The following is a 20,575-nucleotide window of genomic DNA, read 5'->3' on the forward strand; positions in this document are numbered from 1 at the left end:
TAGGGTTCAGTCTTCTTCCGTTGGATCGCATCACAATGAGCACCTCAGGCAAATACGGCGAGCGTCAATCGTGGCGGCGAGCCGAAAGCGGTCAGGCAGGAAAACGCAAAACGATCAAAGCGTTGCTGACCCTGGTGGCGATCGCCCTGACGTTGCTGTTCGTGTACCTGTTGATGCCGGGGCCGGATCGGCAACTGATCACCATTTTGGTGTCCAACGATTACGACACCGATGTCGTCACGCCGCCGATGTTCGGTGCCAACGCCCGTGCGGCGTTGAAATCCCAGCTCCAGGCCAATGACTTGCGCGGCAGCTGTGACGTCATCCGCAGCAGCTTTCAGCAAACCGAACTCGTCTCGAAGTATTTGAGTGACCCCGACGACACCGTGATGGTCGTGCTGCGTGGCTACCTGATGCTGGACGGTGAAAAGCGACCGTCGTTGGCGTGCAGCGACCTGGCGATCGGATCATCGCCGCAATCCCCCAACGGCCTGTTGCCGCTGACGGAGATCTTGGAACCGTTGGCCGCCGTGGCCTCAAACTCGTTCGGTGGCACGCGGCTGGTGGTGATCGACGCCGAACCGCTGGCCGCCCAACCGTCGTTGGGGCAGTGGAACGATGATGTGTTTGCACATCTTGACGAAACGATCAGGCAATTGCCCGGCCAGTCGGCCGATCGCCTGTGGGTGTTGCTGACGCGCGGGCCGATGCAGAACGTCGGCTGGGATGCGAACACGCACCTGCCACTTTCAACGCAGACACTGTTGGACGGCATTCAGGGCGGCGCGGATCTGAACCGGGATCTGAAAATCGAACTCGACGAGCTGTGTGCCTTTTTCTCCGATCGCTACGGACGCATGCCGCGCAACAACGAAACCGACAGCCCCCGCGTGATGCTACTACGGGGCGGTGTCGGGCGGGTCGAACCGAACGCCTTGGCCCGTGGCGATTTGGACGTCTGGATCGCGCGGGTCGAACCGGCGGCGGACGAAAATGACGGCGAACAGGAAACGCCGGAGGATTCCGGCGCGGTCGCCGACGACCTGGCCGACAAAATTTCTCACTCGCGATCGTCCGGCATCACGGCCACACCCGTCGCGTTGCAGTCCGCCGGCGGCGAAGCGGCGAATGCTGACACTGCGTCGCCCCCGGTGGACAGTGCCGGCGGCCCAGCAACCGAAGGCCCAGCAACCGAAGGCCCAGCAACCGAAGACTCGCCTGCAGCCGCGACCGCAGGGACACCCGGCGCCGCCCCGAACCGACCGACGAACCCATCCCCAACCCCCGCGGGCACGCCTGCAGCGAGCAACGCCTCGGGAACTGTCGGTGACTCACCGGCCGCGATGACGTTCTGGGACCGACGCGATCAATTCGAGTCGATTCCCCTGGCCAGTTCCGACGGCAAACCCGACGTCAGCCCGATCGCGCTGGCGCCGCACCTTTGGCGACGCTTGCTCGTCGTGGTGCTCGCCGGTCAGATCAAAGATTTCGACCCGGCGTCTCCCACCCCCACACCGCGGCAAGTCGCTGAGGACTTGCGGGAACTGCAGCGAATCGTCAAAGGGCAATCCTCGTCGGGCGGAATCAACGACACGATCTCCGATGACATTGTCAGCCGACTGAAGCGGTTGGTCTTGAATCACCGGGCGGCGCGAGACGCGACTCGCCCCGATCGGCGACTTCGCACCGCCGATGCCCTGCAACATGCTGTTGCCGTCGCCCGATCCCGGCTCTGGTCGTGGCTGGAATTCCAACGCCAAGCGGCCATCGCCGGCGGCCCGATCCCTGACCAAGGAATCGCCGAAGCCGCGCTGCAAGCCGAACGGGTGCTTGCCGACGGTGATGGGGCAGAGCGACCCGACCAGGGGACGCTGGATCGCCAGCTGTCCCGGTTGCATTCGGCCATCAACGTGTTCGATCGCAACGTTGAGGGCGCCGTCAATCAATTGCTGGCCGGGTTTGCCCTCGACGATCCGCCACGCAGCTGGGAACTGAATCGCAACGCCTGGGCCTGGCTGCGGAGCCCGCTGCCGACCGGCGACCAGCGACGGCGGCTAAGGGCGGCGATCAGCAATGCGCGTCTCGATCCGACTGACACGGAAGAACGAACGGTCAATTTCAGCGACGTCGTGTTCGCCCTGCCCACCCCGTCGCAACGTAGCCGCGATGTGACGATGAAGTATCGGTCCGACCTGACGCAATTTGAAAAGCCACGTGACGGCACATCCGGGCCCACCGATGTCGCCGGCTGGAAAGCCATCCTGGAGCAGGGAAAGGACTCGTCGAGCGTGTTTGCCGACCGTTTCGCCGCGGCGCTGCGGATCGATCCACGCGTCAACGTCGTCGCTGACCAGCAACCGATCTTGCACGCCATCACGGCCAAGCCCATCGTCCGCATTGCGAGTGTGACGATCTTGGATGACAGCGGTCAGAAACTGGGGGATTCGGCGGTGCTGCGATTGGAAACAATGCAAGACCGCCGCAACTTGACCCTCCGCATTGACCCCGGCCGCGAGCAACCGGTTCGGCTGTTGGTCAGCGCCGATCTGCGCAGCTCGACCAACGACTTTGGGCCACCCCGCGCCGAGGTGCTGTGGAAAGGCCCCGGCATGGCGACCAGTCGTCCGGGAGAGTCGGTTGCGATCACCATCGACGGCGACTCGTATCGCGATCTGCCGCTGGAGATTCGCCCGGTGGCGCTGGCCGAGCGCGGAGTCGATTTAAAACTCCAACTACAGATCCGGGCCGATCGGGTGAGCGACGAAATCGAAGGCGTCGTCGGCATCCACTCCCTGCCGATCGAATTGCCGCGCGAAAACCGATTGCGGCTGGTCGCTTCGTCGCCGCCAGGGATCGGTTGTTCTCGAGAGGTGCTCAGCGACGAAGGCAGCTTGTCGGGGGGGCTTTGGTTGCGGACGTTCAACAGTCGAAAGACGCCGTTTCGATTTGAATTGTTTAACGAGTCCGGCAAGGCGTGCATGGCGAAGGTCTGGCTGATCAAGCTGCCCAAACCGATGCCCGACAATGTCGCCGCCTACTGGCCCGATTTCGCGGCCAACCTCTATGCCAGCCCCGAGGGAGGCATCTTGGACGAGAAGGGCCGGATCCTGGAAAAGTTTTTGCTACCGACACAAATTTTAAAGGGCCCCAGCACGCTGGCGATTCCCGCCGACGGCGAGCGCGTCGCGCTGAACTTCCGAGCCCCGGCATCGTCCGCCGATGGTGCGGCGGCCCCGGCCGCTGCTTTCGCCCCGGCGACGCCCGGCGACACACAAACCGACATCAGTCATGGCATGGCATTGGTGTGTCGGTTGGTCGACGCCAATGACAACGTCATGCCCGAGAAAGATCAAATCATCTGCCTGGTCGCCAAGCCGTGGGCGCCGAGCGATTATGTCACCACCAGCGTGTCCTACAACGACGGCGAAGTCGAAGTGAACGTGGAGTTGGAGTTTGACATCGACGGCGACGCTTCACGCGACGCCTTGCCTCAACTAGAAAAGGTGCCGGTCAACGTGCGTTGGGTCCAGGATGACCAGTGGTCGGACTTCAGCGCCGAAACCAGCGATCCCCCGCGTAGTCTGTTCGTGGATCTCAATCCACAAGCCGGCAGAAAACAGGCGTTCTTTCGTGTGCCCGTGGTTCGCCGCAATCGTGAAACCTGGTGCCGACTCGATGTCGACGGTTGGCCGCGCGCGATTCAGCACGTCGTTCAGCACCAACCGGGCGCCATCGGTGCGGCCAAACTCAAGAACCAGATCAAGTTCGGCTCGATCGCGTTGACCCGGCGACCGCAGGGAAACACCGAGCAGCCGACGACGTCGTACTACTGGCCGGAGAACGAAGTCTATTTCAAGGGTGACGGCGACCAGTTGATCGCCACGATCAAGGCGGATTTCGGTTTCCTGACGCGGACCAGCGATGCCGAGGTTGCGGTGGATGTCGAAGGGCGTCGGTTCACCGGCTACAAAACCGATCGATTCATTCGCACGACGGCCGGCCCGCTGTCCGACGACGGCGTCATCACGCTGACCACCCAGGTCAGTGACATCCAGGTCGAACTCAGCCAGGGCCGCTATCGCGATGAACGCATTCCGATCGAGGCCACGCTCAAACTGGACAACATTGAACAAGAGAGCGCATCGATGACGGCGGTGCTTGATTCCACACCCCCGGACAAAAACCTGATCGCCATCACCCCGCGCCAACGTGGCCCCTACTACGACGGGACGACGCTGGAATTTTCCGTCACCGCCAGCGACTTGGGAGCCAAAGCCGCGGGGATTTCGCGCCTGGAGATCGGGCTCGACACGACCCAGGACGGCAAAGCGAATACCAAACAAGATGAACATGTCTTTGACCCACCGGCCTCGCCCGCCGTACTGCCGGCCGGCAAGTCGCAGTTCAAATTCCAGGTCGCCGGCGAGTACGCCATCGTGGTGCGAGCCATTGACGCGGCCGGCAACGAGAGCAGCAATCGTTATCCGATCACGATCGTTAAAAAACCGAAACCGGCTGACGCACCCGGCGGCGGGGGGGCGGCCACGCCGAAGGTCAAAATGGGTTGGCTGCACGGGGTGCTCGACACGCGCGCCGGGATGAACGGGACGTTGTTCCTGAGCCCCGCCCCGGCTCCGGTCAACAGCAAAGAGAAAACGATCTTGGGGCAGGACAAGCGTTTCGATTTCGGGCCGTTGCCCGAAGGCAAGTACAGCTTGAAATTCAAGGGCACCAAACAAAACACCAGCGTGACGTTGACCTGGAAAGACTTGGAGATCGACACCACGCCCAAGAAGTCGAAACCGCTGTCGCTGAATCTTGATCAGGCCGAAACGGAATAGTCGTGGCGAAGCCGACGCGATCGCTTTCCCTGCGTTGCCTCGATTGACACGCGAATTCGGATTTTCAAGATTTCGACCCAGAAACAAGCAACAAATCCGGCGGTGGGTCGAGAACGGTAGTGTGCATGGTGGCGAGAGAATTCGCCCAAGCAAAACACTTCCGGTTTCTATCCTCTCCACGTAAGGAACTGATCATGGCTGCTTACATTAAGTTTGATGGCGTTGACGGCGAATGCAAAGACAAGGACCACAAGGGGTGGAGCGACTTGCTGTCGTTCAGCCAAGCGGTTCATCAACCCGGCGGTTCGGCCACCGGTGCGACACGGCGTCGCGGCGACGTTATTTTGGAAGACATCTCGTGCACCAAGGAACTGGATAAGTCGAGCCCGAAAATCGCCGAATCGGTGTGCAAGGGCAAGGTCTATCCGAAGGTCGAAATCGATGTCACCGCGTCGTACACCGACGCAGGACGCGTGACGTACTACCGCTACGAACTGACCAATGTGTTGGTGACCAGCTACAGCATCGGCGGTTCCGGCCAAAGCGAAACGGTGCCGACCGAAGACTTCTCCTTGAACTTCGAAGAGATCAAGGTGACCTACACCGAGAACGATTCCAAGGGCAAGAAGAAAGGCAACGTCGAGTACTCGTGGAAGGTCGAAGAAGGCGAAGGCTGATCACTCTTCCCGAGTGGAAGTGGGGTAAGCATCCTGCTTGCCACCCTCGCCGGCCCCGCCGGCGAAGATGAAGTGGGGTAAACATCCTGCTTGCCACCCTCGCCGGCCCCGCCGGGCGAAGATGAAGTGGGGTAAGCATCCTGCTTGCCATCCTCGCCGGCTCCGCCGGCGAGGTCTGGGAGGCGGAGCCTCCAACGCCGCGTGTTTCCAGGCGGAGCCTGGGAACAAGATCTGACAACTCGCCCCAGCATCCTGATCACACACCACACCTCGACCGAGCCATGGCACTTCAACAGCAAAATCGGCTCCTGAATCTCAACACGGTTCTCGGTGACGATGTGCTGTTGCTCACGTCAGTGACCGGCAGCGAAGAAATGGGGCGGCTGTTTCGTTACCAACTGGAGCTGATCAGCGACGACCCCGGCATCAAGCCCCAAGACATCGTCGGCACGGCGATCGGCTGGAGCATCGAACTGGCCGATCACTCGCGGCGGCACTGGCACGGATTCGTCAAAAGCCTCTCCCGCGGCGACGTCGACGGACAGGACCGGCGCAACTATCGCGTCGAAGTCGTCCCCTGGCTGTGGTTCTTGACCCAGACCAGTGACTGCAAGATCTTTCAGGACACCAAGGTGCCCGACATCATCGATGAAGTCCTGGGCGAATACAGCTTTGCCGATTACAAGTCGGACTTTCTGCTCGATCACAAAGAATGGGAATACTGCGTTCAGTACCGCGAAACCGATTTCAATTTCTTGTCGCGTCTGATGGAACAAGAAGGAATCTTTTACTATTTCAAACACTCCGAAGGTGCACACCAAATGGTGATCACCGATCACAAAGATGGTTACTACACGCTGCCGGAGGCCGAAGTTGATTTTCCCGATGACATCGGCTCGCGTGCGATCGACGACCACCTGACCAGCTGGGAACGCAAGTATGAGTTTGTGCCCGGGAAATGGGTGCAGCGTGACTACAACTTCAAAACCCCCAGCGATGATTTGATCACCGACACGGGGACCGTCGTCGACCTGCCTGAAGTCGGCAACTACGAGATGTACGACTATCCGGGCGAATATCCCGACAAGGGCGTCGGCGGCGGCGAAACACGGTTGCGGATCGAGGCCGAGGAGACGCGTCACGACATCGTTTCGGCGACCAGTGTGTGCAAGACGTTCCAGGCCGGCGGTCGTTTCACCGTCGATCAACATCGCGACAGCGAGGAGCAAGGCGCCGAGGTGGTGATCACCGCGATCCAACACTCCGCCAGCGAGCCGATGGCCTACGAAACGGGCGGCGATGGCGGCTTGGCCTATCGCAACTCGATCACTTGCCTGCCTTCCTCACGCGTCTTTCGAACGCCGCGCAGCACCGCCAAACCGATCATCAGCGGCGTGCAAACGGCGATCGTCACCGGTCCGCCCGGCGAGGAGATTTATCCGGACGAATTCGGCCGCGTGAAATGCCAGTTTCACTGGGACCGCTACGGTCAGAAAGACGACAAGAGCAGTTGCTGGATCCGCGTTTCGCAGGTCCATGCCGGTTCCGGTTTCGGCGGCATCAGCATTCCCCGAATCGACGAGGAAGTCGTCGTCAGTTTTCTCGAAGGGGATCCCGACCGGCCGCTGGTCACCGGTCGCGTTTATCACGCCCAAAACATGCCGCCCTTCGGGCTGCCCGATTCCAAGAACATCAGCGGGCTGAAATCAAACAGCACCAAGGGCGGCGGCGGATACAACGAGTACGTCATGGACGACACCAAGGGTAACGAACTGATTCGCGAGCACGCCCAATTCGATAAAGATTCGACCATCGAAAACGATCTCCGCGAGCACGTGCTTAACAACCGCACCCGCGATGTGTCGGTCGACGAAGCGGTCAGTATCGGCAGCAACCAAGAGATCAACGTCGGTGCCGATCGCACCGTGAATGTGGGCGCCAATCAAACAGTCACCATCGGGTCGAATTCATCTCTCAGTGTCGGTTCCAATCGTGACACGACCGTCGGCGGCAATCAAACCCTCAATGTGTCCGGTTCGCAAGAGGATAACACCGGCACCAGTCGATCGACTTCGGTCGGAACCTCCGACACGCTCAATGTCGGAACCGCCTTGGAAATCAACGCCGGCACGTTGATCAAGTTGACCGTGGGCGGCTCGGTGGTCGAGATCGGACCGAGTGGAATCAAAATCTCTGGCCCGATGGTGGACGTCACGGGCGCCGGCCCGGTCACCATCACCGGCGCCGTCGTGAAGGTCAACTCTTAAGATTAAAGGCACCGAAATTGATGACACAGACTTCCACGAAGACGGATTCCGCCGCGGAGGCAACGACGCTGCCGCTGCGGCACGGCCAGTCGATCCACGTGCAAACCGACGGCGACCGACAGACACTGCACCTGATGTCCGTCGACGGCAAGTGCCGGCTGGAAATCCAGATCACCGAGGCCGGGCCGGTGCTGATGCTTGGCGGCGCGGGACTGCAGGTCTCCGTCGATGGACCGCTGGCCTTCGATGCCGGCCACGTTGCGATTCATGGCCGCGATTCCCTGTCGTTGTCGACCGACGGCGACTTCAGTCTCAAAAGCGCCGGCAAGATGCACTCCAGCGGCCACACCCAATGCATCGAATCGCAGCGTGGGGATGTTCAAGTGACGGCCAACGATGATGTGCGGTTGACGGGGGAGCGCGTGCGCGTGAACTGTTAGATGATCCAATGCAACTAGAAAACTCAACCCGGTTCCCAGCGCTGTTGTTTCGCGGCGCCATCGACGAAGACCGATTTTGCGCGTCGGTGACCTGTCGCGCGACGTACGACCTGACGACAAAAGGGTTGGTGCTGTCCGACGAACAGCCTTGGGTCGTTTCCGCCGAACCCTGGGACGGGCCCCATGGTGGGCCGATGGGTTCCGACGAAGTGTTCTATCGAGGCGGTGTCGACGTGTTGATCTTCGGCCAGGCCTGCGCCTTCGGCAACGATCCGACGCGCGGCCAGGTGGTCGTTCGCGTGGGAGATTCGTTTCAATCCGCGGTCGCCGTGTTTGGTGATCGTGTCTGGGTCGAGCGAGAGGGCGAACTGGTCCCCGGACCGCCGCAAGCGTTTCAATCCATGCCGCTGGAACTGAGCCGAGCTTACGGCGGAAAGGACGTTTGGGATGAACTCGACATCCCCTTTCCAGACAATCCCGACGGCCGCGGCTACTATCTTTCGCGGGACAGCGCGGTCGGGGCGCCGCTGCCGAATTTGGAAGACCCCGCCAACCCGGTCGTGAACTGGGAGGACCAACCCGAACCGGTTGCGACCGGCACGGTACCGATGGCGTTCGGTCCCAAGCTGAAACGGTTCATGGTGATCGACGAAGTCACCGGTGAGATGAAGAAACTTGATCCGCGGTTCTTCAATAGTGCATTTCCCAACTTGATCGTCGACTCGGTTCGTCCCGGTGATCCGGTCGCGGTCGAAGGCGTTTTTCCACACGGATCGATCGCGTTTCAAGTTCCTGATCTGGAACTGGAAGTGATGCTGCAATTCGACGATGAAGAAATCGTCGCGCCGCTGCAAATCGATCAGATCGGAATCGAGTGTGAGCGCAAGCGTGTCTTCATCGGATGGAGATACCCCTTTCGCTATCGCTTTTATCCGCTGCAACAACGACGCTGTGTCTTGCGATCAAGGCAGCGGGACGTCCGTGAACCACAGACGATGGCGACCGCAGCACCGGATTCAGGAGCAGATCAATGCACGCCGTGATGAAGCACTGGCACCCGATGCTGGGCATTGATTTTCATATCCCCTGGCCGCCGGGTTCGCCCTCGCCGGCCCCTTCGCCCGTCCCCTACCGAACGGGCATGATCTTGATCGGTACCAGTTTCATCGCTTCTTATGCCAAGACCCACTTGAGCATGGGCTATGGGATGACGATGCAACAGGGCACCGACATTGGCTTTCTGATTCCTCACGTCGGTCCGCCGAGTGTGTTGCTGGCCATCGAGATTCCGCTCAGTTCATCCAAGTCCTATTTCGGCGTGGCTCGCTATCCCGCCGAAGGCAAACCGATCTGCGTTGCCACAGCGCTGATGATCAACATGAACTTGAACTGCGGGACCCCCATTCCCACGCCGACCGGAATGGTGCTGGCGTTGAACACGCACATGGTCTCGATGACGCTGGCTGACATGATTTATGGCAGCGTGCACATGTTGCTCGATTTCGGACTGCAGTCTCTGCTGCAGTGGGCCGGCGGCAGGGCCGGGGGAATGATCGCGGCAAGGTTTGAAATGCAGATCGCGTACCTGACGTACCGCTTCGGTCCTCAGTTGCTGTCCAAAGCAGCCGCCAAAGCGTTCCTGCGATCCTCCGGACGAAGCATCAAGGGGCGAGACATCAACCGTTTGGCTCGCGAATTTGCCGATTCACACAACGCGCGCGTTCAAACCGGTCGCAATGCGGTGCCCAGCTTGACCAGTGAACTTGCCGGCAACATCACCGGCTGGTTCACCGGCGGACCGATGGGCGCCGACAACGCAACCATCGGCGGTCCCACGCTGGTCGACCAGGTGAACGTCGCCGGAACACCCGTGGGAGACATTCCGACCTCGTTAGCCCAAGGCGCCGCCGACTACGTGAACGAACCGAGCGTCCCCGAACATCCCTCCTCGCCGCCGGCGAGTTCATCGCCCGACGCCGGCCCGCCGGCACCCGATGCTGGACCACCGGCACCGGATGCTGGACCACCGGCACCGGATGCTGGACCACCGGCGGACGCCGGCAGCGATGCGCCCAACGCCTCCTACCCGCCAGACGACGGCGGCGTCTGCGGACCTGACCCGCCGGGGGCGAACGAATGAATTCGGGCCAATCGAAATCGGAGCCATCGACCGAGGAGCTGCCCGTGGCCACGCAGGTTTCTGGAAGGGCGTCCAATGGTGATTTTGTCCTTTCGGTGTTGGCCAAACGCAGCTACCGAATGGTCGACAATCAATGGTACGTCGATGAAGAACAGGAGCCGCTGTTCGGCGACCCCCTCGCCAATGCCGATCATCCCGCGTTGATGCAACGCGACACCGATCTTCATCCCCAGAAAGAAAAGACCGACGTCATCATCAAAGGCCACGCGTACGGGAGCGGTCGAACCGCGTTCTTGGCCGGCGTCGCCGTTGGCGAACATCGGATGATGATTCACGTCAGCGGCGATCGGATCGCGGATCGTTCACCGGCGGATCGTTTGCAGTTTTCTTCTCCCCAGCCGGTCGACAAGATTCCGCTCTGCTATTCACGCGCCTATGGCGGCGTCGACACGGTGTCGGAAAAGAAATACGGCAATCCGTTCCTGGAGCTCGCCGACCAGTATCGTGGCGCTGATATCGATCTGGAGGCGGCCAGTCCGTTTCGCTATCCACGCAACGGCGGCGGCATGGGCTACCTGATGGAGTTTGATCCCCAGTCGTTCGAACCCATTCCGCTACCCAATCTCGAAAACCCGTCCCAATTGCTGACGCCCGAAACGCTACTGTACGGAGACGTGGATCAATGGCCCTTGATGCCGCTGCCGGCCGCGACCGACTGGCTCGACTACGGCGCGTTTCCCCGCAATGCCCTGATGGGCTTTGTCCCGTTGTTTGACCCGCAAATCACGACGGTCCTAGAAATCCAGGCGGGCTATGTACCCGCCGAGATCTGGCACGAAGACTTTCCCGGCAACCCGTCGACCTACATCGCGGGCCTCAACGGGGCTTCGTTGCCGTTGCAATTGCCCCACCTGACCGGTGGCGAACCGGTGATGCTTCGCAACATGCATCCGCAGTTTGAACAATGGATGTTTGACCTACCCGACGAGGTGCCGACGCTTCGAACCGATGGCAGACAAGGAAAACTCAACGACACCCATCCGGTCATTCACACCGTCGTGATCGATCCAGACACGCAACGAATGACGATCCTTTGGCGAGGCTCGGCAAAAGCACTGCGGCCCTATCTGCCGGATGAATTGGAACGCATGCCATTTGAGGTGATTTGGAACTGATGCGGATGGTTGTTCGCATAACATCGGACATGCACCACGGTCGGCGGTTCTGGCTGCGACCGGGACAGAAAGTCGATGTGGGCAGTGCCGAGTCCGCCGAAAAGGTCTTTCCGCGATCCGGGCTGTTGCCCAATCACTTCCGTATGGAATGTGGGTACAACGGCTGCTTGCTGACCGCGCTCGGTGGGCTGACGCTCTGCAATGGCGTACCGGTGGGGCAAACCGCTCTTGCCGACGGCGATCGGATCGAAGCCGGTCAAATGCAGTTTGACATCGAGATTGATGGTGCAAAAACAGCATCGGAAGCAGCCGATTCGGTGCAACGGGCCTCCGCAAGTCCGATCACGCGCACGGGGAAGGGACAGCTCGACGACGAGGACGGCGGGGTGTGGCGCATCGTGCGGGCGAGTGACAAGGCGACGCTGCTGCAGGCAACGCCGACCGGCGACAACGATCCGCTGGCTCGCTATCGATCGATGATCGCAGCGACCGATCCCGCTGCGTCCATCAGAGTGTTTCAATTGATGCCGCCGGGAGCTTTGATGTCGCAGGACGCAGCGGACGAGGATGCTGCGGCAACGAGGCTCTTTGTCGCGCAACATCTCCGCGGAGAAGACCAGGAGCGGTTGTCTGTCTCCCTGCATCAAATCCTGGATCCGCTGGAGCAATTGCCCCCGGATCGCCAACCGGGCACCGTCGGCTGGATCACGCGGTGCGACGACGAAGTGATTGCGCGGGTTCTGGGTTTGGCCGCGCAAGGCCGTGGCGGCCCGCTGGAACGGCCGCATCCGGAGTGGATGCTCCGCAGCGCTGATCCGGTCGAGTTGTCACAGTTGCTCGCCGATTGCAGTGATTCGTTTCTCGACAATTTGGTGGACGGATTCGATCTCATTTGGGTTCAGTGCGGAGATCCGCCACAGTACTTCGTTCTCGTCAAAACGGACTTTTCTGGTTTTTTCCATTTCGAGCCGCAACAATCTCGCCGATGACCCGAGAACGGTAGTGTGCATCGCGGCGAAACAGCTCGCCCAGCAATGAATCACTACTTTTTTGCGTTTCCCCACTCTAGGAACACACAATGGCTGCTTACATTAAATTTGATGGCGTCGACGGCGAATGTAAAGACAAAGATCACAAGGGATGGAGCGATCTGCTGTCGTTCAGCCAAGCCGTTCATCAACCCGGCGGTTCGGCCACCGGTTCCACGCGACGCCGTGGCGACGTGATTTTGGAAGACATCTCGTGTGCCAAGGAACTGGACAAATCGAGTCCGAAAATCGCCGAATCGGTCTGCAAGGGCAAGGTCTACCCCAAGGTGGAAATCGACGTGACCGCGTCGTACACCGATGCGGGACGCGTGACGTATTACCGTTACGAACTGACCAACGTGCTGGTGACCAGTTACAGCATCGGCGGGGCGGGGCAAAGCGAATCGGTGCCGACGGAAGACTTCTCCTTGAACTTCGAAGAAATCAAGGTGACCTACACCGAAAACGATTCCAAGGGTAAGAAGAAGGGCAACGTCGAGTACTCCTGGAAGGTCGAAGAAGGCGAAGGCTGATCGATCGCCCCGACGTCATGATTGCGACGGTCCGTTCTCCGCTGCGGTGAACGGGCCCGTTTGCGTTGGGCCCGTTTGCGTTGGGCCCGTTTGCGTTGGGCCCGTTTGCGTTGGGCCCGCCCGACTCGTTGCCAGGCTCCGCCTGGCAACGCGATGGATCGTCGGCTCCGCCGACAGACCGGGCAGGCAGAGCCAGCCAAGCCGGTGTGTTCCCAGGCGTGGCCCGGGAACGAGGCGGGTCTCGGCGGCTCTTGTTCACTTCGGCTATGATTGCTGATCTCACACCTCACCTTGATTGAGCCATGGCACTTCAACAGCAAAACCGCCTCCTGAATCTAACCACGGTTCTCGGTGACGATGTGCTTTTGCTCACTTCCTTCACCGGCAATGAAGAGATGGGCCGGCTGTTTCACTACCAGTTGGAGATGATCAGCGACGATCCCGGCATCAAGCCGCAAGACATCGTCGGCACGCCGATCGGTTGGAGCATCGAGCTGGCTGACAATTCCAGACGCCACTGGCACGGCTTCGTGAAAAGTCTCTCGCGGGGCGACGTCGATGGGCAGGACCGTCGCAACTACCGCGTCGAAGTCGTGCCGTGGCTCTGGTTTTTGACTCAAACCAGCGATTGCAAGATTTTTCAAGACACCAAAGTCCCCGACATCATCGACGAAGTCCTCGGCGAGTACGGCTTTGCCGATTACAACCCCGACTTTCAGCTCGAACACAAAGAGTGGGAGTATTGCGTCCAATACCGCGAAACCGATTTCAATTTCTTGTCGCGGCTGATGGAACAGGAAGGCATCTTCTACTACTTCAAGCACTCCGAGGGTGCTCACCAGATGGTGATCACCGATCATAAGGACGGCTACTACACCCTACCGGAAGCCAACGTCGACTTCCCCGATGACATCGGAACCCGGGCGATCGACGACCATCTGACCAGTTGGGAACGCAAGTACCAGTTCGTCCCGGGGAAATGGGCTCAACGGGACTATAACTTCAAAACACCGACCGACACGCTGGGGACGGACACGGGGACCGTCGTCGACCTGCCCGAAGTCAGCAGCTACGAGATGTACGACTATCCGGGCGAATACCCGGACAAGGGCGTCGGCGGCGGCGAAACCCGGCTGCGGATCGAGGCCGAGGAAACGCGTCACGACATCGTTTCGGCGACCAGCGTGTGCAAGACCTTCCAAACCGGCGGTCGTTTCACCGTCGACCAACATCGCGACAGCGAGGAACAAGGCGCCGAAGTGGTGATCACGGCGATCCAACACGCCGGTAGCGAACCGATGGGCTATGAATCCGGCGGCGGTGGCGAGGGGTTCATGTATCGCAACTCGATCACGTGTTTGCCCGCGTCACGCGTCTTTCGGACGCCACGCAGCACCGCCAAACCGATCATCAGCGGCGTGCAAACGGCGATCGTCACCGGTCCGGCCGGCGAAGAAATCTATCCGGATGAATACGGCCGCGTCAAATGCCAGTTTCACTGGGACCGCTACGGCCAGAACGACGACAAAAGCAGCTGCTGGATCCGCGTCTCGCAGGTCCATGCCGGATCCGGCTTCGGCGGCATCGACATCCCGCGGATCGACCAGGAAGTCGTCGTCAGTTTTCTCGAAGGCGACCCGGACCGACCGCTGATCACCGGCCGCGTCTACCATGCCCAAAACATGCCGCCCTGGGATCTGCCGGCCAATAAGACTCAAAGCGGCTACCTGTCGCGGAGCAGCAAGGGCGGTGGCAAAGACAACGCCAACGCGATCCGCTTTGAAGACCTCAAGGGCGAAGAGCAAGTTTGGATCCACGCCGAAAAGAACCAAGACATCGAAGTCGAAAACGATGAAACCCACTGGGTCGGGCGAGATCGAAAGAAAACCATTGATCGCGACGAAGACACGGAAGTCAAAGGCAACCGAACAGAGGTCGTCAGAAAGAATGAAACGATCACCGTTCATGGAAGTCGAACTGAAACGGTGCACGCCGAAGAACAATTGAGTGTCAAAGGCAATCGACGCGAGACGATCTCAAAAGATCACACCCTGGTGATCGACGGAAAACGCACCGAGACCACGGCAAAAAACGAAACACTGAGCGTCAAAGGCGAGCGGTCGCGAAGTGTCAGCAAGGACGAGAACATTTCCATCGACGGGAATCAAACGATCGGCGTCGGTAAAAGCGCGTCCCTGGACGCGGGCAAGGCCATCCTGATCAATGCCGGTGATTCCATCACGCTGAAAACCGGCAAGGCATCGATCGAAATGAAAAAGGATGGCACCATCAAAATCTCGGGCAAAGACATCACCATCACCGGCAGCGGGAAAATCACCGCCAAGGCGAGCGGGAAAATGACGCTCAAGGGCAGCAAGATCGCGGAAAACTAATTCGGAGAAACCGCGCCGAGAAATCGCCATGTTACAAGTACACAACCAGACCGATTACGAAACCGCGCTCAGCGTTTTGTTCGACAAAGACGGCATCGAGACCGCCTTTCTCGTCATCAAAGCGACGCTGTTGATCGATCAACCCGATCAACCTGCCGAGACGCAGTTGCCAATCTTTTACGTCGACGAACATTGGGGCGATCCGGAATCGACCAGCGTCAAATATCCCGCCGACATGACGTTGAGCAAACCGGCGACTGACGTGGTCCTCAATGGAACCGCCTACGCCCCGAGTTCGAACCCCACCACCCAGGTCGATGTTCAGCTGTCGGTCGGCGACACCCGTAAAACCGTGCGGGTCATCGGTGACCGTGTCTGGCAAAAAGGACTTGTCGGCATCACGCCGTCCAAGCCGGCCGAGTTCCTGTCGATGCCGCTCGTTTACGAACTCGCCTTCGGCGGCGCAGACGTCCATCCCGATGGGCGTGAAGATTGGGCGACGGAAAATCCGGTCGGCCGAGGGTTCCTCGCGTCCGACAAGAGCAGCAACGCCGACGGAGCGCCGTTGCCAAATTTGGAAACGCCGGGGCAAGAACTCAAGCGTTGGTCCGAGCGACCCACACCAGCCGCGTTCGGGGCAATCGCGGCTCACTGGACTCCCCGGTCGACCTTCGCGGGAACCTTTGATGAAGACTGGGAAAAGAATCGGTCCCCGTTTTTACCGACCGATTTCAATCCGAGTTTCCTCAACGCGGCACATCCGGATTTGATCTGCGACCCGTATTTGCAAGGCGGTGAAACGGTCAGCATTCGTGGTGTCCACCCCGAACAGTGGATTCAGTTTGCGCTGCCGACCAAGCAGTTTCGAATTCGCTATCAGCTGGCCGGACAGGAATCGGATGCGGAGCATCGCCTCGAAACCTTGTTGATCGATACGGACAAACGTGAATATGCAATGATTTGGCGAGCCGCGGTCCCCTGTCCGAAACAATCGACGAAGCTGAATTGGATTGCCGTCGAAGAAGTGTCATCTATGAACCGGCGGGCTTGATCATGCCGATCGCAATCATCGCTGTCGACATCGCGTGCCCGGTCGGTCTGTGTATCGAACAAGCCGCAACATCCGTGGCCGCCGGCATCGCTCGGATTGAAGAAACCAACTGGATCGCGCCCAATGGCAATCCGATCAAAATGGGGCGGATCGCCAACGACGCGCTGCCGCCGCTGGTGGAGGAAATTGCACAAGACCAATCGCTGACGCAACACGCGCAGCGGTTGATTCGATTGGGCTCGATACCCTTGAAAGCCGTCGCCGAGAAACTGGCCGAACTTCCGGCACCGGTTCACGGATTCATCGCGATGCCTGAATCCGGCGGCGGTTCGCACTGCGACCCGGCGGCGCTGGTCCGCAACGCGCTGACCAATTCCGAAACGAAGCTCAAGTTCGCAGCCACGCATGTTTTCACCGGCGGACGTGCGTCGACCTTTCAAGCGCTGCTCGCTGCGGAGACCTTTTTGGCACAATCACCTCATGCGATTGCCGTGGTCGGCGGAATCGATTCCTTTCATGACCCGATCCTGTTGAGTCAGCTGGGCGCGCAAGAACGTCTGCTGACCGACGGCGTGCAGGACGGGATGATACCCGGCGAAGGTGCGGCGATGCTGATTTGTGTCGACGCGGACAGTGCGGCGTCGATGAACGTGCAGCCGATTGCACGGATCAATGCGGTCGCGGTTGCCGATGAGCCGGGCCACCTGACGAGCGACGATCCCTGCATGGGGGATGGTTCGACCGAAGTCCTTGCCGCGGCGCTCAAGGGTTGTGAAGCGGTCAATCAGGTGTATCTCAGTTTTAACGGCGAACACGTGTGGGCTCAGGAATGGAGCATCGCGTTCTTGCGACACTCGGATTCCTTTGTCCAGGGCCACGGCGTGCATCACCCGGCTGAACACTTCGGCGACAGCGGGGCCGCAAGCGGGGCGATGATGACCGCGTTGTCGGCGTTTGCATTCGCCTCGGGAAAGGCCTCCGGGGAGCATCTCGTTTGGTGCGCTTCCGACGGCCCCTTGCGCGGCGGTTGCACACTCACCAGTTCCCTCCAACCAGCGAGCTAATCCGTCATGGCACAAACAGTCTTCGCGAATTGTCGGGGCGTGATTCATAAAGGATCCGGGACCATCAATTTTGCATTCCCAGACGTTTGCAAAACACCGACGCCCGGTGGCCCGGTCCCGATTCCCTACCCGAATCTAGGAAAGGCCGCCGATACGACCAGCGGCAGCAAAAAAGTCAAAGCCGACGGACAGATGATTCTCAACAAGGGTGCGAAATACATGATGAGCACCGGCGACGAACCGGGCACGGTGGGGGGCGTCAAGAGCAACGTGTTCAAACAGAATTGCGAGTTGCTGATGTATTCCTTCGACGTCAAAGTTGAAGGCAAAAACGTCGGTCGACTCGGCGATCCGCTGTGGCACAACAAGAAAAACATCGCGATGTGAGGAGCCCGAGATGAATACCGGAGGAGCCGATGTGCCGGGCGTTTCGCCCGCCGAACAATTGCACGCCTGCGATTGGAAACAATGCGAAGAAGACCACAAAAAGAAGATCGATTATCCCGGCGACGGGAAGGTCAAACACAGTAGCAACTACGCGAGCAAATGGGGTGAACATGAACCCTGGGTCATGAGCGGCAACGCGGGGAACACCGGCAAACGCGCTGAACTTGCGGACTATCGAGAAGAAACCAAGAGTGCCAGATACGCCGTCAATGCCGCCGCAATGACGGACCCCAATTACCACACACAAAAACACCACTTGATCTCCGTCAACTTGTTCGGCAAGGTGTCGGACCTCTCGCATGATGCCAAACTGATCGGATACGATGTAAACCACATCAACAACGGTTCCTGCTTTCCCAGTTATGCGTACGATATATTTCGTCACGACATGCAGTGCCACCGCGGTTCGCACCCGAATGCGGTGTACAACGACCACATCATGCCGATCTTGCTCAATTTAGAGAAGAAGTGCATCACCTATTGCCAACGAGACTCCAACTGCGATACCTCACCTCAACAGGGGCTGATTCAGAATCTCAATGCGATCTCCGCGGTTTGTTTCACCAAACTGCTCTATTGGGAATGGTTCCTGAGGTCAAAAGAAAAAGCGCTTCGTGAGCGAAAGGAAAGTTTCGAACGACAGAATTTGGCCGTGCCGACCTAGTGCTCTGTCGACTTCGATGAAAAGTCATTCACCGTCTCTTAGGAATTGAACATGTATTGGGTTTGGACGAATCGTCGTGAATCAGAAGACGAAGCCACGGTCAGCCGCCGCCCGGCGGTGATCTCCGAACGCCGTTTGAGGTTCGACGACGGTTCGGCGATCACCGAAGAAGTGCCGCTGATCGAAATTGATATCGACGCCGATTCCGGTAGCGTGCTGACCGAGAATCTGGTCGCCAACGCGACGACGGGATTGCTGTTCTCCGAGAAACTGCGCAAGGTCCTGCAGTCCGTCGGCGTCGATAATCTGCAATACTTTGACTGTGTGATCCACTTCGCAGCCGAAAATCGAGATGTCACCGATTATCGTCTCGCCAACATCGTCGGGCGAGTGGCGTGCGTTGACGAGTCGACGTCGGATTTCATGTACATGCCGTCGGATCCGACAGAGATCATGATGATCAACAAGCTCGGCATCGACGAATCCAAAATCGAAGATCTGCTGATGCTGCGACTGCATGAGTACGACCAGATCATTCTGGTCCATGAAAAAGTCAAGCAGGCAGTCACCGAGGCGGGCATTTCGGGCGTTCAGTTTTTTAAACCCGAAGACTACAGCCCCTAACGTATGGAGCGTCCCGGTGTCATCGATCGAATCCAAAAGCGACAAGAGCAGCCACCCAGCGGCTGCCCCCGTTTCGGCCCCAGCCTCAGCGGCCGGGCTGACGGGAGTTCATTCCGGTAGAGTTGTCGCGATCGCACCCGACGGTGACATCCTGGTCCAAGTGGAAGGTGCCGGCGATCAATTGACCGCCTGCGATTTTCTGCAGGCTTCCTCAAGCGACTGCCCCGTTTTCGCGGTGGGGGATGAAGTGCTCGTCCACGTCGGCCCGCCCGGCGGTCGTGGCTGTGTGCTGGGGGCCAAGAAACGCTACAACCCGGCGTCGTCGGACCAGACCGTCGTCTCCGACACCGAGCTGCCGGAACATGTCGTCGTCCGAGCCGGGAAATCCCTTTCCCTACGCTGTGGCGAGACGACCATCAAGATCACGAAAGAAGGTAAGATTCTGATCAAGGGCGTCGACATCCTGGCGCGGGCCAAGCGGACGCATCGCATCAAGGGTGGGACGGTTGCCATCAACTGAACATCTCTCGCCGGGGAAGGAGCAATAACGATGGCGATAATCCTTGATATCCTGGTCGAACACCTCGAAGAAATCGAGTTCTTGTGGTCGCAGCGGACCGAAGCGATTCGCTCGCCCGAGTATTTCGGTTTCGAAATCCGGGAACTGGACGCTCGGATCGACGCCCACCTGCAAGGTTTGCTCGTCGGCGGAGAACATTGCGTCGAATTCGCGGTTCCCTTGTTGGCCGACGAAGACCGCTTCATGGCCTTCGCCGGGGCTTGGTGTCTGGCCCGGTTGGGGCTCCATCAGCCGTTGCTGGACCAGTTGGACGAATGCAACCTGGATGGTGTGACCGAGGCGCTGTGTCACTGCCCGATCGATGCCATCGAAGGCAAACTGAACGAGCTCTACTCGACCGCTCCGCCGAGCGTTGCTTCTGCCATCGGACTGGTCCTCGCATCACACCGTCGATCGCCGCCAGTCAATCGGCTGAGCGAATTCTTTGAACATGACGATCCCCAGGTGCGATGCCGCGCGTGGGAGACCGTCAGCAGGTCCTGCCGCATTTAACTCCACCGTCGTACCGATCATGACATTGCCCGCCCGCCGACAAAGTCTTCGTTTGGATCACGCCGCCCCGCAATGGCAACGCTGTGAAGCATTTTTTAGCGGCAGGGCGCGAGCCCTCCGGTGTTTTGGCAGAGAGGAAGAACCGGAGGGCTCGCGCCC

At 59.5% G+C, this 20,575-nt stretch carries 17 protein-coding genes; all 17 read left to right on the forward strand.

What is annotated here, in order from left to right:
• The first annotated feature begins 35 nt into the window (after positions 1 to 35).
• The 17 genes from NZK35_RS08565 (at position 36) to NZK35_RS08645 (ending at position 20,416) form a co-directional block, all read left to right on the forward strand.
• The gene (locus NZK35_RS08565) at positions 36 to 4,841 is read left to right on the forward strand and encodes a hypothetical protein (RefSeq protein WP_259632117.1); all 4,806 of its coding nucleotides are present in this window, start codon (positions 36 to 38) and stop codon (positions 4,839 to 4,841) included.
• A gap of 194 nt (positions 4,842 to 5,035) precedes the next feature.
• On the forward strand, positions 5,036 to 5,518 hold the full coding sequence (locus NZK35_RS08570) for an Hcp family type VI secretion system effector (protein WP_259632118.1): 483 nt from the start codon (positions 5,036 to 5,038) through the stop codon (positions 5,516 to 5,518).
• A gap of 281 nt (positions 5,519 to 5,799) precedes the next feature.
• Entirely contained in the window at positions 5,800 to 7,785 is a 1,986-nt protein-coding gene (locus NZK35_RS08575; protein WP_259632119.1) for a type VI secretion system Vgr family protein, read from the forward strand.
• 20 nt (positions 7,786 to 7,805) lie between these two features.
• Positions 7,806 to 8,225: a hypothetical protein gene (locus NZK35_RS08580; RefSeq protein WP_259632120.1), complete on the forward strand. Its 420-nt coding sequence runs from the start codon at positions 7,806 to 7,808 to the stop codon at positions 8,223 to 8,225.
• A gap of 8 nt (positions 8,226 to 8,233) precedes the next feature.
• A complete protein-coding gene (locus NZK35_RS08585; RefSeq protein ID WP_259632121.1) occupies positions 8,234 to 9,268 on the forward strand; it encodes a DUF2169 family type VI secretion system accessory protein in 1,035 nt (344 codons plus the stop codon).
• Positions 9,256 to 10,365: a hypothetical protein gene (locus NZK35_RS08590; protein ID WP_259632122.1), complete on the forward strand. Its 1,110-nt coding sequence runs from the start codon at positions 9,256 to 9,258 to the stop codon at positions 10,363 to 10,365. The genes NZK35_RS08585 and NZK35_RS08590 overlap by 13 nt, the downstream gene beginning before the upstream one ends.
• Before the next feature lie 44 nt (positions 10,366 to 10,409).
• Positions 10,410 to 11,540, forward strand: a complete 1,131-nt coding sequence (locus NZK35_RS08595) for a DUF2169 domain-containing protein (RefSeq protein ID WP_259632123.1) — start codon at positions 10,410 to 10,412, stop codon at positions 11,538 to 11,540.
• A 5-nt stretch (positions 11,541 to 11,545) separates the two neighbouring features.
• Complete coding sequence (locus NZK35_RS08600; RefSeq protein WP_259632124.1) at positions 11,546 to 12,529, forward strand: FHA domain-containing protein; 984 nt, start codon at positions 11,546 to 11,548, stop codon at positions 12,527 to 12,529.
• A gap of 89 nt (positions 12,530 to 12,618) precedes the next feature.
• A complete protein-coding gene (locus NZK35_RS08605) occupies positions 12,619 to 13,101 on the forward strand; it encodes an Hcp family type VI secretion system effector (protein ID WP_259632125.1) in 483 nt (160 codons plus the stop codon).
• A 302-nt stretch (positions 13,102 to 13,403) separates the two neighbouring features.
• Positions 13,404 to 15,494, forward strand: coding sequence for a type VI secretion system Vgr family protein (locus tag NZK35_RS08610; RefSeq protein WP_259632126.1), 2,091 nt, complete (start codon positions 13,404 to 13,406; stop codon positions 15,492 to 15,494).
• A 28-nt stretch (positions 15,495 to 15,522) separates the two neighbouring features.
• On the forward strand, positions 15,523 to 16,545 hold the full coding sequence (locus tag NZK35_RS08615; protein WP_259632127.1) for a DUF2169 family type VI secretion system accessory protein: 1,023 nt from the start codon (positions 15,523 to 15,525) through the stop codon (positions 16,543 to 16,545).
• Between the two features lie 2 nt (positions 16,546 to 16,547).
• Positions 16,548 to 17,609: a hypothetical protein gene (locus NZK35_RS08620; RefSeq protein WP_259632128.1), complete on the forward strand. Its 1,062-nt coding sequence runs from the start codon at positions 16,548 to 16,550 to the stop codon at positions 17,607 to 17,609.
• 6 nt (positions 17,610 to 17,615) lie between these two features.
• Positions 17,616 to 17,996 (forward strand): DUF4150 domain-containing protein, encoded by a 381-nt coding sequence (locus NZK35_RS08625; RefSeq protein ID WP_259632129.1) that lies wholly within the window; start codon positions 17,616 to 17,618, stop codon positions 17,994 to 17,996.
• Positions 17,997 to 18,006: 10 nt separating this feature from the next.
• Entirely contained in the window at positions 18,007 to 18,720 is a 714-nt protein-coding gene (locus tag NZK35_RS08630) for an AHH domain-containing protein (protein WP_259632130.1), read from the forward strand.
• 51 nt (positions 18,721 to 18,771) lie between these two features.
• On the forward strand, positions 18,772 to 19,344 hold the full coding sequence (locus NZK35_RS08635) for an imm11 family protein (RefSeq protein WP_259632131.1): 573 nt from the start codon (positions 18,772 to 18,774) through the stop codon (positions 19,342 to 19,344).
• Positions 19,345 to 19,360: 16 nt separating this feature from the next.
• Positions 19,361 to 19,864: a hypothetical protein gene (locus tag NZK35_RS08640; protein ID WP_259632132.1), complete on the forward strand. Its 504-nt coding sequence runs from the start codon at positions 19,361 to 19,363 to the stop codon at positions 19,862 to 19,864.
• A 30-nt stretch (positions 19,865 to 19,894) separates the two neighbouring features.
• Positions 19,895 to 20,416, forward strand: a complete 522-nt coding sequence (locus tag NZK35_RS08645) for a hypothetical protein (RefSeq protein ID WP_259632133.1) — start codon at positions 19,895 to 19,897, stop codon at positions 20,414 to 20,416.
• Positions 20,417 to 20,575: the final 159 nt, after the last annotated feature.

This window comes from Stieleria sedimenti, assembly GCF_025060895.1.
Taxonomy (GTDB): domain Bacteria; phylum Planctomycetota; class Planctomycetia; order Pirellulales; family Pirellulaceae; genus Stieleria; species Stieleria sedimenti.

What these genes read in the sequence shown, in the direction of transcription:
- NZK35_RS08565 (WP_259632117.1), top strand. Translation starts at nt 36, where the DNA reads ATGAGCACCTCAGGCAAATACGGCGAGCGTCAATCGTGGCGGCGAGCC.
- NZK35_RS08570 (WP_259632118.1), top strand. Translation starts at nt 5,036, where the DNA reads ATGGCTGCTTACATTAAGTTTGATGGCGTTGACGGCGAATGCAAAGAC.
- NZK35_RS08575 (WP_259632119.1), top strand. Translation starts at nt 5,800, where the DNA reads ATGGCACTTCAACAGCAAAATCGGCTCCTGAATCTCAACACGGTTCTC.
- NZK35_RS08580 (WP_259632120.1), top strand. Translation starts at nt 7,806, where the DNA reads ATGACACAGACTTCCACGAAGACGGATTCCGCCGCGGAGGCAACGACG.
- NZK35_RS08585 (WP_259632121.1), top strand. Translation starts at nt 8,234, where the DNA reads ATGCAACTAGAAAACTCAACCCGGTTCCCAGCGCTGTTGTTTCGCGGC.
- NZK35_RS08590 (WP_259632122.1), top strand. Translation starts at nt 9,256, where the DNA reads ATGCACGCCGTGATGAAGCACTGGCACCCGATGCTGGGCATTGATTTT.
- NZK35_RS08600 (WP_259632124.1), top strand. Translation starts at nt 11,546, where the DNA reads ATGGTTGTTCGCATAACATCGGACATGCACCACGGTCGGCGGTTCTGG.
- NZK35_RS08605 (WP_259632125.1), top strand. Translation starts at nt 12,619, where the DNA reads ATGGCTGCTTACATTAAATTTGATGGCGTCGACGGCGAATGTAAAGAC.
- NZK35_RS08610 (WP_259632126.1), top strand. Translation starts at nt 13,404, where the DNA reads ATGGCACTTCAACAGCAAAACCGCCTCCTGAATCTAACCACGGTTCTC.
- NZK35_RS08615 (WP_259632127.1), top strand. Translation starts at nt 15,523, where the DNA reads ATGTTACAAGTACACAACCAGACCGATTACGAAACCGCGCTCAGCGTT.
- NZK35_RS08620 (WP_259632128.1), top strand. Translation starts at nt 16,548, where the DNA reads ATGCCGATCGCAATCATCGCTGTCGACATCGCGTGCCCGGTCGGTCTG.
- NZK35_RS08625 (WP_259632129.1), top strand. Translation starts at nt 17,616, where the DNA reads ATGGCACAAACAGTCTTCGCGAATTGTCGGGGCGTGATTCATAAAGGA.
- NZK35_RS08630 (WP_259632130.1), top strand. Translation starts at nt 18,007, where the DNA reads ATGAATACCGGAGGAGCCGATGTGCCGGGCGTTTCGCCCGCCGAACAA.
- NZK35_RS08635 (WP_259632131.1), top strand. Translation starts at nt 18,772, where the DNA reads ATGTATTGGGTTTGGACGAATCGTCGTGAATCAGAAGACGAAGCCACG.
- NZK35_RS08645 (WP_259632133.1), top strand. Translation starts at nt 19,895, where the DNA reads ATGGCGATAATCCTTGATATCCTGGTCGAACACCTCGAAGAAATCGAG.